This is a genomic window from Ruegeria sp. CDSC045, assembly GCF_059610725.1.
In genome coordinates this window covers 66669-80393 of record NZ_JBXWOE010000012.1, presented here as the reverse complement: position 1 = coordinate 80393, position 13725 = coordinate 66669, and the positions used below count along the sequence as shown (strand labels likewise).

Below are 13725 nucleotides of genomic sequence, written 5' to 3'. Positions count from 1 at the left end.
GATGCACCAACCTAGAGACCGGGTTGTTGGAGCGAACATTCATAGGGCAGCGTCTACGCGTAAGTCTGCACAGGAATAAGACGTTTGGCGATCAACAGATAATCCACGGCACTTGCGGCGTCCCCCGCAAACTGGAGATAGAAACCCATGAAGAGGTTAGCCTCGTATCCGTTAGGTTTGAGGGTAAGTGCCTGATGCACAGCGTCGACGGCTGCATTTGCGTCGCCGCTGGCGACATACACGCCTCCCCTGGCGACATACACGCCTCCCAGAGCAATGTGCCCCACGCAAAATCCCTGTCGAGCGTCATCCGAATGCCGTGACGGGCGACTAAACTTCTGAAAGTGGCGCATCCTTCCAGTAGCCCGAATGGCAGATTTCGGGATCAGCCGAGAAGATCGAACCTTTGGCTCAACTGCAGCTTTGGGCCGTTACTTTGACGATGGAACCATCCAAAGAACGATGCAATGTCTGGCTGCGTGTCCGGCTAACCAACTTTTACGACCATCTTTCCAAAGTTACCGCCGGCCAGCAGTTGATTGAATGCTTCCGGAGCATTTTCAAGCCCCTCAACCACATGTTCCTTGTAGCTTATTGAACCGTTTTTGAGCCAAGCCGTCATATCGCGGACAAACTCCTGATACACGTCGGCACCAAAGTTGTCGAAGATTATGAAACCCTGCATTCTGACTTTCATCCGCAGGATCGTGCCCATGATCGCAGGGCCCATATCCGGGCCGTCCGGTAGGCCGGGCAGGTTGTACCAGGATACAATCCCGCAGACGGGCACCCGTGCAAACGGGTTCAAGAGCGGCAATACGGCATAGAGAACTTTGCCGCCAACGTTTTCGAAATACACGTCAATTCCACTTGGACAAGCCTCGCGCAGTTGCGCCGCCAGATCATCAGATCGATGGTCCAAACACGCGTCAAATCCAAGGTTTTTGACTACATGAGCACATTTTTCAGAACCGCCTGCGATGCCCACTACGCGACATCCTTTTAGCTTTGCGATTTGACCGACTGTTGCGCCTACCGGGCCGGCTGCGGCAGCCACAACAACTGTTTCACCGGCTTTTGGCTCCCCGATTTTCAGAAGCCCGGCATAAGCCGTGTAGCCTGGCATTCCGAGAATTCCGAGCGACCAAGACGGGTTGTCCGGAGATTTACCCAACTTAACGACCTGCGTTCCGTCTGAGACAGCAAAATCCTGCCACCCGCTTGTATTGAGCACATACTCTCCGACTTCGTATCCTTCGATGTTGGATTTGACCACCTGCCCGACGACCTGCGCCGTCATAACACCGCCAATCGGAACGGGTTCGGCATAGGATTTTGCGTCATTCATTCGGCCACGCATGTAAGGATCCAACGACAGGTACACCGTACGTACCAGCATTTCGTCTGGTCCAGGTTCAGGAACGCTCGTGGTTTCCAGGCGCAATGTATTCTCGTCCGGTTGTCCGGTTGGGCGATTGGCGAGAACAATACGACGATTGGTGGCGGATGCTTGGGGCATTGTGACCTCTCATAAGACGGCTTTCTTGCAACAGAGACCAAATTCCGCTGCAGAGCAACACGACAGCACCAACGAGTTCGAAAAACCTATAGACGTGGCCCAATCACGCACGATCTGCGCATTGAAATGCCCAAACGCTCATGGAAACGCCCTGCTAAAAAGTAATCAAACCCGACCCTAGGTTCGTCTTCCATTCACCTCTCGACTGAGGTTCTGGTTCCTTCAAGAATCTCGAAATGGAGGGGTCTCCGAGTCTTGCTTTGCAGGTCTGAAGCCTGCTCATGGGGCTGACCAGAAGCCAGGACATAAAAGACTTCAATCGTGACCAAGTCACAGCCGCACAATTTACTGTCGATGGTCATATCGAAGAGAGCGAGATCGCGTTGGTGAGCTGCAAGCGCACGCAGCGTCTCAAATGCAGCGCGAGTGGAGGATCTGGTGCCGCTGTTCAGCGGAAAGGATAACCATTCATGCAGACCGTGGCGACGATTAGTGGTCGAATTTCCAGGTCGCAGGACAAAGCCAACTGTTGTCTCTATTGACCAAATGACTGGTTTTGGCCCAAGCAGTTAGGTCAGATCTGTGGGCTTTTCCGAATGCCATTATCAGTTGCTTTGTATCAAAAGCAATTCTCACAATAGTGATAGCTGGCCAACAATCACCAAGTAATTCGTATTGGCGACATCGCCCAGACCATTGTGGCCTCTTTGTCAGTCCGGTTGCGGAACCGATGCGCGATCATTGAAGGGTAGGAAAAGCTGTCGCCTTTGCGAAGAACTATGATTTCTTCACCAAGGCGCAGCTCCACTTCGCCACTCAAGACGATCGCATGTTGCTCGCCCTCGAAAGAATAACCTTCCTGGGGTTCAGGCGGTGTACCGGCTCCTGGGCGGAACCGTGACAGGATCAGATAGCATTGTCCGGATAGTGTGCTGGATAGCAGTTCGTCTTCGAATCCCAACTCTTGGGTTGTTCGCGTGTACATGTTGGAAAGCGCCCTGCGATTTTCTTTGCGTACGACGTGTTTGCGCTCCAATGGTCCGGCACCCGATTGCTTGGGAAAGAACCAGTTGGGATCGACCGAGAGCGCTTCGCTGATCTCTCGCAGAAGCTCCGCCGATGCTTTTGCTGATCCCAGCTCGATCCGGCTCAGATACGCCGTCGAGCAGGATACCGTTTCCGAAAGGTCTTGTAACGTCAGGCCACGCGCCTTGCGCACTTCGCGGATTTCGCTGCCAAGCCGTTGAGTGTCAGTATCAGTAACGTTGCTATTCATGCATTCGGGATAAGAGATTTTTGTTGATTTTTCGAGTAAAATTCAACTTAGTTGAAAATTGGGTAATAATTCAACTTATCACATCTGTCCGGGAGATCGCTATGCGCTTTGATTTGATTGCCAATTTCAGTCCTGGTGAGACGATTCCCTGGACCCGGACATTGGAGATGATCCTCGAACAATGTTCGCTGGCAGAGCAGGCTGGATTCACGACCGCCTGGTTCACAGAACATCACTTTGCCCATAACGGCTATATGAACGCACCGCCCAACCCGATCCAGATGGGTACGCATGTGGCTGCTCATTGCAAAAAACTGCGGGTTGGAACTGCACCCATTATCTTGCCGGACTGGCACCCATTGCGCGTGGCCGAAGACGCGGCGATGCTGGATAACATGTCGCTGGGCCGGTTCGATTTTGGTGTCGCCAAGGGCATCAATGAGCGCTCGACCATCCAGTTCAACTCGGATGCGGATCGGCGCGACAACGCCAAGGTGATGCGCCTCTATCAAGAGAGCCTGGATATTATTCTTAAGGCGTGGACCAACGAGGCCTTCACCCATCAAGGTGAGTTCTATGAGTTCCCAGTTCCAGGCTGGAAAGAAGCCAACCGTTTTTTTGAACCGCTGGACCCGCGCTATCACGACGAGAATGGCGAGTACAAAGCGATATACGTGCATCCACGCCCGTATTCTGATCCGCACCCGCCGGTCTGGCTCATGTCGAATGCGCCTCCTACATTCAAGCTTGCTGGTGAAAAAGGGTGGGGTGTGATCTCGATGGCCGCTGGACCCAAGGCGACACTGGCCTGCTGGGAACCCTACCGCGAGGCGCTGTCCAAACGTGAAGGGCGCGATGTGAAACCAGGAGAAGGCGTTGGCGTCTGCACGGCGTTCTATGTCGGTGAAAGCATGGAGGAGGCGATGAACACCATTCGTGGCCCGATCAATGCCTATTACGAATTCCTCGGCGGGTCGCGCCCCAAGGGCGAGTGGACAAAACATGGCTATCTTGATGTCGGCGAAGAGATGACTTCTGAGGACGAAGAGATGGATTGGTTCGATTTCCTCAATAAACGCGGGATCATTGTGGTTGGTGACGCCGAATATGTAGCGGATCGTTTTGCCGAGCGGCAGGAAACCATCGGCCTCGACCACCTCATGTTGATGCAGCAATACACTGGCGTTCCCTATGAGAAAATCCTGTCCAGTTGGCATCGACTGTTTGAGCATGTCGTTCCAAAATTCGGGACACAATCCATCGCGCAGAAAAGGATGTTGGAGCATGCTTGAAATTTGGGGGCGGCCCTATTCATCAAACGTTATTCCGGTGATTTGGACAGCCAAAGAGTTGGGATTGGACTATACGCTGCAACTGGCCGGGGGCAGCTTTGGCAAGCTCGACACTGATATGTACGCGCAGATCAATCCCAACAAAATGATCCCGGCGATCCGCGATGGGGATTTCGCGCTTTGGGAAAGCCTCGCCATTGTGCGGTATCTCTGCGACCGGTACGGCGCGGGAACGTTTAGCCCCTCTGACCTACAGACCCGCGCCATCGCGGATCAATGGATGGAGTGGTCCGCCAGCCGCGCCTTCGGGCCGGTGATTTACCTGTTTTTTGCAACTGTGCGCACCCAATCCGACCAACGGGACCAGGAACAGATCGCCAAACTTCGCGATGAGGCGCATGAAGCGCTGACCATTCTGGATCAGCACCTTGCGGATAAGGCCTATGTCTGTGGCGACAGCTTTACCATGGCTGATATTCCGCTGGGTTGCGTGGCGTACCGCTATTTCAATGTCGAGGTCGACCGCCCACCGTTGCCCAATGTCGAAGCGTGGTATGAACGATTGGCGGAACGCCCTGCATACCGGGGTCACGTCATGCGTCATTTCGGCACAAACCCGGATGAGTGGGCCGCCCTTGAAAAGGCCTGCGTCAGCGAAGGAGTTCTGTGATGGACCTGCGTGACTTTCGCCATGCGCTTGGCGCTTTTCCGACAGGGGTCACAATCGTGGCCACTTATGACCCCGAGGGCATGCCATGGGGCCTGACCGCCAACTCCTTCACCTCGGTCTCACTCGAGCCGCCTGTGATCTCTGTCTGTGTCGCAAAATCGGGTCGCGTGTTCCCGACGCTGTCCAGGTCTGATCATTTCGCGGTCAACATCCTGTCCGCGGATCAGAAAGCTTTGGCGTTGCATTTTGCCAGCAATGTGGAAAACCGGTTTGCCGATACGGAATGGACTCCTGGGGCCAAGACGCCTTTGGTCCCCGGTGCATCTGCGCATCTGGAATGCACCGTGCACAACCGGGTTGATGCGGGTGATCATGAAATCCTCTTAGGACGTGTCGTGAACTATGCCCATGCACCCGTTCCTCCGCTGGTCTTTTGTCGCGGCGCGTTCTTTTCCGCGCCCCAATCGGAGGCAGTATCATGAGTGATCACCTGACTTTCCACACCCGGTTCAGCCCTGACGAATTCGACGCGCAGTACAATTTGCGGGCTGGGCGGCCGGACTATGAAGTGACCGTCATTCCCGGGTGGAGCCGCGACAGCGCGCACGCGCGTGCAACATCCGATTGCAGCCTAGATATCCGCTATGGAGAAGGTGAAAAACAAAAGTTGGATGTCTTCCGCTGCGCGGACACCGCCGCACCGACATTGGTCTATTTCCACGGCGGCTATTGGCAGCGTGGCGACAAATCGATCTACAGCTTCATTGCGCCGCCGTTTGTTGAGGCGGGGTTCAATATTGTTGTCATCGGATACGATCTTTGCCCGTCTGTGACCATCACCAGAATTTCAGAAGAAGCGCGTGAGGCCATGTCCTTTGTCTGGCGCAACGCGGGCGCATTGGGCATCAATCCAGACCGTCTCTGCGTTATGGGCCATTCCGCTGGCGGCCATATTACCCAGATGATGATGGCGACCGATTGGCCGGCATTTGACGATGACTTGCCCGCAGACCTGATTAAATCTGGCATTCCGGTCTCACCGCTCAGCTATCTTGAGCCGGTCCGCCTGACCGAGGCTTTGAATGCGGGCATCCGAATGGATCCGGCAGAAGCCCAGGCCGAAAGCCCGATGACCAAGCACCCTCCGGGTACCAATGCCCCTCAGCTGGTCGTCGTCGGCGGCGCGGAAACCGATGAGTTCCACAGACAGGCTCGAATGTATGTCGAAAAATACGAAACAGCAGACCGCAAGATGGGTCTCTATTTCGTGCCCGATGTGGATCACTTTGACGAACTGAATGTGCTGGTTGACCCGGCGAGCCCCTTCTTCAAACACACTTGCGATATGCTTCAAGGAAAAGGACCGAAATCATGACCGCTTTGACCCGAGACCTAGTCGACTCTGTCGGTGACGCGTTTAACGCCAATGACATTGATTCTGTAATGAGACACTTCGCAACCGACGCTACATTTGATCACGCTGTTGGCCCCGAAGAACATGGCGTGCGTCTGGAAGGAGCCGAAACCATTCGTGGTGCTTTTGCAGCCCTGTTTGAAAAGGTCGCGAACGTGCATTGGGAAACGCTCGACTGCGCTATTTCCGGCAACAAGGCTTATTGCGAATATCGCCGTACAGCCGTGCACAAGGATGGTTCAAAAGAAGAGTTTCTAAGCGTTGACATCCTGACCTACCGAGACGGGCTGATTGTCCACAAAGACACGTACTACAAGCAACGTACAAGCTGACCCGACAGCCTTTGATGCAGCCAAGCAAGCAGCAGTTTTGTAAGAGGGAACCTATCTCGCTTTGACAAACCGCTGCATCGGCAATCAAGCTCCGTTTCGCGCAATCCGTTATTGCGTAATGAAAAGATGCGAAAACAGTTAAGGCCCAAACTTGGCATTACCAATGGGAACAAGGATCGGTTCGAGGAACTGCACAGGGTTGTCGAAGAGAGCGAGAAGAAGCGCTTTACCATCATCGGATGATGAAAAGCTGCTCAGGGGCACGCTGAAGATGTAGATTTCTAACTAGATCCTGAGACGCCATCGGAAGCACTGCATCACAGTATTCAGCTCTTAGCTTAAAAGTACCGGTGTCACAGTAAAGGGGGGAGAGGTCACATAGCCTCCAAGGTATGCGCGAGGCCATTTCGAATGTGGTCTTCCAATAACCTCTTTGCCGTGTTCGCGTCTCTGGCCAATGCTGCATCGAACATACCCTTATGCTCCTTGATGGCTTCTTCGCCACGATTGGTCAGCACGAGCATCTGATAACGTAAGTATTTGTCGTAGATGATCGAGTGCAGAGACAGAAGGTTCTTGGAGTTGCAGGCCGCGATCATCGCTTGGTGGAACTCCCAATCATAACGTTTCCAGGTTTCTTTCTCGGATTCGTCGCCTTTGAGAAGTTGCCGTTCTATCAGGTGCAGTTTGTGATGTGCGGCAACGAGGTTGCCTTCCCAATCCGTGTCGCCGTTCGCAATGGACAACTCCAACGCGTGGCATTCCAACAGGACACGCAGCTCTGATATTTCGGTCAGGTCTTCTCGGGAGACCGGCGCAACCAGGAATCCCCGTTGTTCGGGAGCTTCGACAAACCCATCGCTGGCAAGCCTGTTTAGGGTTTCACGAAGTGTCGAAAGGCTCGCCGCATAGCGTTCCTTCAATGCGTCCAGCTTCAGTTTGGAACCGGGTTGCAGCGCCCCGAAGATGATATCCCGCTTGATGCGCTGATAGGTGCTTGCACCTATCGTAGACGGCTGTTTCGCCATGCGTTTCACCCGATATTCTCAGTTTCTTCGTTCAATTAGCATTTTTCAGAGACATCAGCAATCCCAACTGATGTATGGTAAAAATAAAAATATCATACATTATTGCGGAATCGCGAAAACCCCAATACCTTCATGTCCAAATTGAGCAATGCAGCTCAGTCGCAAATGTCGGTTTCGGGATTTTTCGAACCATCCGGAAGGAAGCAAAAGTGTCTAAGAACTTTCGCATTGCCATTGTTGGCATTGGCCTTGTTGGACGCCGCCACGCAGACGCTATCCGGGCGTTGCGCCATGTTGACCTTGTTGCGGTCGTCGATCCCAGTGACGAAGGCCGTGCTTACGCCGTTGAGCACGGGGTGGCATGCTACGAGACCCTTGAGGAAATGTTTGCAACTCAGACGCCGGACGGCGCTGTGCTTGCGACTCCTACGACGCTTCATGTCGAACAAGGCCTTACATGTGTGCGACATGGGTGTCCTGTTCTCGTCGAAAAACCGATCGCCGTGGAAGCTGCGGCAGCACTGGAGCTTGTCCAGGAAGCGGAGAGGGCCAATGTGCCTCTGATGGTCGGACATCATCGTCGGCATAACCCCCTGATCAAGTCAGCCAAAGAAGCTATTGTTGATGGGAGGATTGGGGATGTTCGTGCTGTCCACGCGAATTGCTGGTTCTATAAGCCCGACGAGTATTTTGATGCCGCGCCCTGGCGAAAGAAACCCGGTGCAGGACCCATTTCGGTCAATCTTGTCCATGATGTGGATCTTCTGCGGTATCTGGCCGGAGAGGTCGTGACAGTACAGGCGCAGTCGGCTTCATCGCAACGCGGTTATGACAACGAAGATGTCGCCGGGGCGCTGTTGACGTTTGAAAGCGGAGCGATTGGGACCATAAGCGTGTCCGACAGCATCGTCGCCCCGTGGAGCTGGGAGATGACGTCTCAGGAATATCCAATCTATCCGTCGACAGCGGAGAGTAGCTACATGATCGGTGGTTCTCATGGATCGTTGTCCGTACCTGATCTTCGACTATGGAACTACCAAGGTGATCAACGGGATTGGTGGACGCCAATCTCATCAACCGTGTTGAAGAAGGGTGCATCTGATCCGCTGGTCAATCAACTCAGGCACTTTGTTGAAGTTGCTCGGCACGAAGCAGATCCGATTGTGTCCGGATGGGAAGGTTTCAGAACACTTCAAGTCATTGAAGCTATACAGAATTCCTGCAGAATGGGCGAGAAGGTCAGGATAAAAAGCCTGCAAAATACGCCAAATGCAAATGTATCTGTAATATAAAATATCTGATATTTTGTAAAAAATCTTGCAAAATGTCCAAAATAGGTCAAAACTCTGAATCGCAAAAAAGAAGCTTCATGATGTCTCAGGGAGGAGCAAAGTGATTACCAAACTTACCCGTAGGGCTGCAGTATCAGCCCTGGTCGCAACCGGTGTTCTGTTTAGCGCAACAAGTGGTGCGCTGGCGGAAGACAAAGTGCAACTTCGCCTCGCAACATCAGGATCGGAGACCGACCAGCGCTCGGTCGCCATGGCAGATATCTTCGCGCCAATGGTTGCCGAATTCGCAAATTATGAGCCCAGCTATAACGGCACAATCTTTGCACAGGGCACCGAACTTGACGCCATCAGCCGGGGCAACCTGGAAATGTCGATTACCTCGGCGCAGGAACTCGCGCAGTTCTTCCCCGAGTTTTCGATCTTTACTGCTGGCTATGTCCACCAGGACGCCGCGCATCAGGTGGCTGTCTTTACCGATCCCTTGATGGATGCGTTCAAGCAAAAGGCTGAGGAAGAGCTGGGTGTTAAACTCCTGTCGGTTATGTATCTGGGCCGACGTCAGGTGAACCTGCGCCAGCCCAAAGATGAACTGACTGTGACGACACCAGCGGACTTGGACGGCGTGAATCTTCGGATGCCGGGCACAGACGCATGGCAATTTCTAGGCAAGGCTCTGGGTGCAGCCCCGACGCCAATGGCCTTCTCAGAGGTTTACACCGCTCTATCGACAGGTGCGGTTGACGGTCAGGACAACCCACTGCCGACCGTGGTGGACGCCAAGTTCTATGAAGTGACCAATCAGATCGTTCTAACGTCGCATCTGGTGGACCTTAACTATATCGCCATTGGCAAGGGTGTCTGGGACGGGCTGACACCGGAACAGCAGGCTAAAGTTCAGGAAGCCGCAGACGCAGCCGCGGAATCTGGTCGCCAAAAGCAGCTTCAGAAAGAAGAGGACCTTGTCAGCTTCCTGAAAGAGCAAGGGATGGAGATCTACGAACCTGATCTCGCTGCGTTCCGCAATCAGGTACAGTCCATGTATCTGGACAGCGAATTCGCTGGCTCTTGGCCCGAGGGGGTTCTGGATCGGATTAACGCTCTGGGCAACTAAGTCCAGCAAGACAAGAGAGGGAGAACCGCAATGAAGGCCTTTATCAAGGGGTTCTCTCGACTGACCGAAGCGATTGCCGGCGGGATGCTGGCGGCAATCTTCCTGATCTTCCTTCTGCAAATTCTCTTGCGGTATTTTTTTACACCCGCCGGTTGGACGCTAGAATTGATCGGCATTCTTTGGGTCTGGGTGATCTTCTTCAGCTGCGCCTTTATCGTGCGCGAACGGGATCATGTGAAGTTCGACATCATCTATCTTTCGGTGCCGACGCGCGTTCGCCAGATCTTTGCAATGCTGGCGGCCGCAGCGATCGTGATCGGGATGCTCTATAGCTTCCTGCCGACCTGGGACTACATCGACTGGATGAAAATCCGCAAGACAGCGACTGTCCGCAATCCGTTCTCGGGCGAGAAGATACCGTTGCGCACTGTGTTTTCGATATATGCGGTATTCATGCTGGTCGTAGCAGCGCGATACGCGTGGTTATTCTTCGACGTTTTGCGCAATGGCCCTCCAAAAACAGAGTTGGAACTGGTCGTTGGGTACAACGTGGTTGACGATCATCCCCGTGTCGACGTCGTAGACGACGAGGAAGCAAATAAATGAGTATCGAACTTATTTCCTGCCTGCTCGCTCTTTTTCTTCTGGCGGGCATTGGGACACCTATTGGGTATTCCATCCTCTTAGCCTCATTGGTGTATTTAGGCACGGCCGGACTGGATGTCGCCCTAGCGGGCGAGAAGATCCTACAAGGCTTCTACAAAAGCACGATCCTGCTTGCCGTGCCTTTGTTCATTGTCGCCGCCAATATCATGAATGCGGGGTCGATCACTGACCGCCTGCTGAACTTCTGCGTTGCGGCGGTCGGGCGTTTCAAGGGTGGCCTCGGACACGTAAACGTAGTGGCATCTCTGATCTTTTCCGGCATGTCCGGCTCTGCTGTCGCGGATGCGGCGGGAATTGGTAAAATCATCATTGAGATGATGACCAAAGATGGCCGCTATAGCCGAGGCTATGCAGCCGCAATCACGGCGGCCTCGGCAACAATCGGCCCTATCATTCCGCCCTCAATCCCGATGGTTTTGTATGCGCTCGTTTCCAAGGCCTCTATCGGTTCGTTATTTCTGGCTGGTATTCTGCCGGGCCTGATAATGGGCGTCGTCCTCATGGCGATGAACTATTATCTGGCCGGAAAGCGGAACTTTGCCTTGGAAGAACCTGTTCCGTTGCGCGAATTGCCCGCCAAAACCGCTAATGCGTTTCCTGCGCTGCTAATGCCCGCCATCCTGCTCTATGGCATCTACGGGGGTGTCACGACACCGACCGAGGCCGCGGCCGTGGCCGCACTCTATGCCCTGCTGCTGGCAGGGTTCTTCTATCGCGCCTTGTCGTTCCGTGGCCTTTATCAGGTCTTCGTTGACAGCGCCCGTTCTTCTGCAGCGGTTGGAGTTGTCATTGGTGGAGCGTTCATTTTGAACTTCATCGTGATTCAGGAGCAAATCCCACAGTCTATCTCGGCGCTGCTGGAAGGTTCGGATGTCAGTCCGATCGTCTTCTTGATCCTCGTCAACCTGCTGATCCTTGCCCTGGGGTGCGTTTTGGACGCGACAACGATCATTCTGGTGATTGTGCCCTTGTTCATCCCGACTTGCGAAGCGCTTGGTATTGATCTGGTGCATTTCGGTGTGCTGGTCGTCGTGAATTCGATGATCGGTCTGATCACGCCGCCCTACGGGATTCTGCTGTTCGTAATTAATGCTGTTTCGGATATTCCACTGCGTGAAATCATTTCCGAGATTTGGGCCTTCTTGGCGGTGTTGATTTTCGCCTTGGTGATCATGATGTTGATGCCCGATCTGGTTCTGTGGTTGCCGCGTATGTTTGGGTATCAGGGGTAATGTGTCTCTCGGTTTCGACAACGTCGATCCCCGGTGATCTGGCCGAAAAACTAAGTGCAATCGCTGATGCGGGCTTTAGCGGTGTCGAGTTGCATGAACCGGATTTGACCGCTTTTGACGGGCCACCATCGCGAATTCGGGACATTGCATCAGATCTCGGACTAAAGATTTGTCTGCTGCAACCCTTCCATAACCTTGAAGGCCAGGCCGACAGCGAGCGGGAACGTGCCTTTGATCGGCTTAAGCGCAAACTCGATCTGATGAGCGAGTTGGGAACGGATCTGCTGCTAATTGGCTCTGCATTCGAAGTGGACCCTGCTGCCACCGAGGATCAGGTGATCTCAGACCTCAGCGAAGCGACCGTGATTGCAAAAGGGATGGGGCTTCGCTTGGCTTATATGGGTTTGCCGTGGTCCGATCTCATTCGCTCGGACGAACAGGCGTTGCGCGTCGTCGAGGCGATTGACAGCCCTTACTTTGGACTGGCTTTAAACTCTTTCTTCTCGCTCGCTGACGGTTCCAAACCCGCCCGCCTTAGGGACATTCCCGGAGAGCGACTGTTCCATGTGCAACTGTCCGATGCGCCCCGGCTTGAGATGGATATTCGCAGACTCAAAAGGCACTTCGGGCTTCTACCTGGGCTTGGATCGCTTAACCTAGCAGGCTTCGTGCGCGTGCTGGCCAGGGCAGGATACATAGGACCCTGGTCTATCGCCCGTGTGAACGAAGTGGCGGCACAGCCCGGTGCCCGAACACTGGCCCGGGACAGCTATAGGTCCCTGGTCAACCTTTTGGACGAGGTATCACGGACCGAGCCGAAAGCAGACTTTGGAACCCCAAACCTGCCAGAACGCGTTTATGCGTCCGGCTTCGAATTCGTAGAGTTTGCAGCCGATGAAACAAGCGGGGCACAACTGGCAGACTTGCTGTCAGCAATGTATTTTCGAATGGAGCGAAAGCACGTCACCAAGTCTGTCGAATTGTGGCGGCAAGGCGCGATCAACATCGTTGTGAATACCGAAAAAGAAGGCTTTGCCCATTCGGCGTTTCTGGGCCATGGCCCATCGGTCTGTGACATGGGATTGCGTGTCAAAGATGCGGATCAGACGGTTCAACGTGCAACCGCGCTGGGCGCCCCGAATTTCTTACAACCGGTGGGAACAGGAGAGCTGGATATCCCTGCAATCCGTGGTGTTGGTGGCAACGTCGTTCATTTCATCGATGAGAAATCCGATCTGCATCGGGTTTGGGATATCGAATTCGAACCGGTTGCCAAAACCAAAGCCATGCAACCCGCCGGATTGCGCCGTATCGACCATCTGGCACAGACAATGCGCCACGATGAAATGCAAAGCTGGCTGCTGTATTACATCTCGACCTTCGACATGGCAAAGTCGCCAATCGTGAACGTGGCCGACCCGTCGGGCGTCGTGCAAAGCCAGGCCATCGAAAGCCCCGAAGGCGAAGTGCGTCTGAACTTGAACGGGGCCGTCGGTCGCCGAACGCTGGCGGCATCGTTCCTTGAAGAAGGCTTTGGGGCAGGCGTTCAACATATCGCCTTCCAGTCCGACGATATTTTTGAAACCTCTGCTCAACTGCTTAAGTCTGGTTTCCCCAGCCTGACTATTCCAGAAAACTACTATGCTGATCTGCAGGCGACTTTTGGGGTGAGTGACGAACTGATCACCCAACTGCATGGGGGCAATATCCTCTATGATCGCGCGGGGGGAGCAGAGTATTTTCAGATCTATAGCCGTCCCGTTTTCAACGGTTTTTTCTTTGAAATCGTTGAACGCCGCGCTGGTTATGCAGGTTTTGGCGCGCGCAACGCCCCTATTCGCCTCGCCGCGCAAAGGAAAACTCAGGCGGCGAAAGAGGTGCAAACGCCATGAG

The 13725-nt window shown here is 53.9% G+C and carries 13 protein-coding genes; 10 read left to right on the top strand and 3 right to left on the bottom strand.

Going from position 1 to position 13725, the window contains the following annotated elements:
* Positions 1 to 487: 487 nt before the first annotated feature.
* Complete coding sequence (curA, locus tag AC2FH6_RS18260; protein WP_496703834.1) at positions 488 to 1519, bottom strand: NADPH-dependent curcumin/dihydrocurcumin reductase; 1032 nt, start codon at positions 1517 to 1519, stop codon at positions 488 to 490.
* A gap of 658 nt (positions 1520 to 2177) precedes the next feature.
* Complete coding sequence (locus tag AC2FH6_RS18255; RefSeq protein WP_142638879.1) at positions 2178 to 2795, bottom strand: helix-turn-helix domain-containing protein; 618 nt, start codon at positions 2793 to 2795, stop codon at positions 2178 to 2180.
* Between the two features lie 101 nt (positions 2796 to 2896).
* Between AC2FH6_RS18255 and AC2FH6_RS18250 the strand changes: the two genes are divergently transcribed.
* From AC2FH6_RS18250 to AC2FH6_RS18230, 5 genes are read left to right on the top strand one after another with little or no spacing between them, the layout of a single operon-like run.
* A complete protein-coding gene (locus AC2FH6_RS18250; protein WP_496703833.1) occupies positions 2897 to 4087 on the top strand; it encodes an LLM class flavin-dependent oxidoreductase in 1191 nt (396 codons plus the stop codon).
* Complete coding sequence (locus AC2FH6_RS18245) at positions 4080 to 4757, top strand: glutathione S-transferase family protein (protein WP_496703832.1); 678 nt, start codon at positions 4080 to 4082, stop codon at positions 4755 to 4757. The genes AC2FH6_RS18250 and AC2FH6_RS18245 overlap by 8 nt, the downstream gene beginning before the upstream one ends.
* Complete coding sequence (locus AC2FH6_RS18240) at positions 4757 to 5239, top strand: flavin reductase family protein (RefSeq protein WP_496696864.1); 483 nt, start codon at positions 4757 to 4759, stop codon at positions 5237 to 5239. The genes AC2FH6_RS18245 and AC2FH6_RS18240 overlap by 1 nt, the downstream gene beginning before the upstream one ends.
* Entirely contained in the window at positions 5236 to 6132 is an 897-nt protein-coding gene (locus tag AC2FH6_RS18235) for an alpha/beta hydrolase (RefSeq protein ID WP_496703831.1), read from the top strand. Before AC2FH6_RS18240 ends, AC2FH6_RS18235 begins: the two co-directional genes overlap by 4 nt.
* Complete coding sequence (locus AC2FH6_RS18230; RefSeq protein WP_142638874.1) at positions 6129 to 6503, top strand: nuclear transport factor 2 family protein; 375 nt, start codon at positions 6129 to 6131, stop codon at positions 6501 to 6503. Before AC2FH6_RS18235 ends, AC2FH6_RS18230 begins: the two co-directional genes overlap by 4 nt.
* A 374-nt stretch (positions 6504 to 6877) precedes the next feature.
* Here AC2FH6_RS18230 and AC2FH6_RS18225 read toward each other — a convergent pair whose 3' ends face one another.
* Positions 6878 to 7531 (bottom strand): GntR family transcriptional regulator, encoded by a 654-nt coding sequence (locus AC2FH6_RS18225; RefSeq protein WP_496692299.1) that lies wholly within the window; start codon positions 7529 to 7531, stop codon positions 6878 to 6880.
* A 74-nt stretch (positions 7532 to 7605) separates the two neighbouring features.
* Between AC2FH6_RS18225 and AC2FH6_RS18220 the strand changes: the two genes are divergently transcribed.
* From AC2FH6_RS18220 to AC2FH6_RS18200, 5 genes are all read left to right on the top strand, one after another.
* Entirely contained in the window at positions 7606 to 8823 is a 1218-nt protein-coding gene (locus AC2FH6_RS18220) for a Gfo/Idh/MocA family protein (RefSeq protein ID WP_496703830.1), read from the top strand.
* A 100-nt stretch (positions 8824 to 8923) separates the two neighbouring features.
* The gene (gene dctP / locus AC2FH6_RS18215; RefSeq protein WP_496701104.1) at positions 8924 to 9934 is read left to right on the top strand and encodes a TRAP transporter substrate-binding protein DctP; all 1011 of its coding nucleotides are present in this window, start codon (positions 8924 to 8926) and stop codon (positions 9932 to 9934) included.
* A 30-nt stretch (positions 9935 to 9964) separates the two neighbouring features.
* Positions 9965 to 10540 carry a TRAP transporter small permease gene (locus tag AC2FH6_RS18210; RefSeq protein WP_496692302.1) on the top strand — a complete coding sequence of 192 codons (576 nt, stop codon included), beginning with the start codon at positions 9965 to 9967 and terminating at the stop codon, positions 10538 to 10540.
* Positions 10537 to 11832 carry a TRAP transporter large permease gene (locus tag AC2FH6_RS18205; RefSeq protein WP_496692303.1) on the top strand — a complete coding sequence of 432 codons (1296 nt, stop codon included), beginning with the start codon at positions 10537 to 10539 and terminating at the stop codon, positions 11830 to 11832. The genes AC2FH6_RS18210 and AC2FH6_RS18205 overlap by 4 nt, the downstream gene beginning before the upstream one ends.
* Complete coding sequence (locus AC2FH6_RS18200) at positions 11832 to 13724, top strand: bifunctional sugar phosphate isomerase/epimerase/4-hydroxyphenylpyruvate dioxygenase family protein (RefSeq protein ID WP_496703829.1); 1893 nt, start codon at positions 11832 to 11834, stop codon at positions 13722 to 13724. Before AC2FH6_RS18205 ends, AC2FH6_RS18200 begins: the two co-directional genes overlap by 1 nt.
* The last annotated feature ends 1 nt before the right edge of the window (position 13725 follow it).

Coding starts and splice junctions, on each gene's coding strand:
- AC2FH6_RS18250 (WP_496703833.1), top strand. CDS start 2,897: ATGCGCTTTGATTTGATTGCCAATTTCAGTCCTGGTGAGACGATTCCC.
- AC2FH6_RS18245 (WP_496703832.1), top strand. CDS start 4,080: ATGCTTGAAATTTGGGGGCGGCCCTATTCATCAAACGTTATTCCGGTG.
- AC2FH6_RS18200 (WP_496703829.1), top strand. CDS start 11,832: ATGTGTCTCTCGGTTTCGACAACGTCGATCCCCGGTGATCTGGCCGAA.
- AC2FH6_RS18235 (WP_496703831.1), top strand. CDS start 5,236: ATGAGTGATCACCTGACTTTCCACACCCGGTTCAGCCCTGACGAATTC.
- AC2FH6_RS18225 (WP_496692299.1), bottom strand. CDS start 7,531: ATGGCGAAACAGCCGTCTACGATAGGTGCAAGCACCTATCAGCGCATC.
- AC2FH6_RS18240 (WP_496696864.1), top strand. CDS start 4,757: ATGGACCTGCGTGACTTTCGCCATGCGCTTGGCGCTTTTCCGACAGGG.
- AC2FH6_RS18205 (WP_496692303.1), top strand. CDS start 10,537: ATGAGTATCGAACTTATTTCCTGCCTGCTCGCTCTTTTTCTTCTGGCG.
- AC2FH6_RS18255 (WP_142638879.1), bottom strand. CDS start 2,795: ATGAATAGCAACGTTACTGATACTGACACTCAACGGCTTGGCAGCGAA.
- AC2FH6_RS18220 (WP_496703830.1), top strand. CDS start 7,606: ATGGTAAAAATAAAAATATCATACATTATTGCGGAATCGCGAAAACCC.
- AC2FH6_RS18230 (WP_142638874.1), top strand. CDS start 6,129: ATGACCGCTTTGACCCGAGACCTAGTCGACTCTGTCGGTGACGCGTTT.
- AC2FH6_RS18210 (WP_496692302.1), top strand. CDS start 9,965: ATGAAGGCCTTTATCAAGGGGTTCTCTCGACTGACCGAAGCGATTGCC.
- curA (WP_496703834.1), bottom strand. CDS start 1,519: ATGCCCCAAGCATCCGCCACCAATCGTCGTATTGTTCTCGCCAATCGC.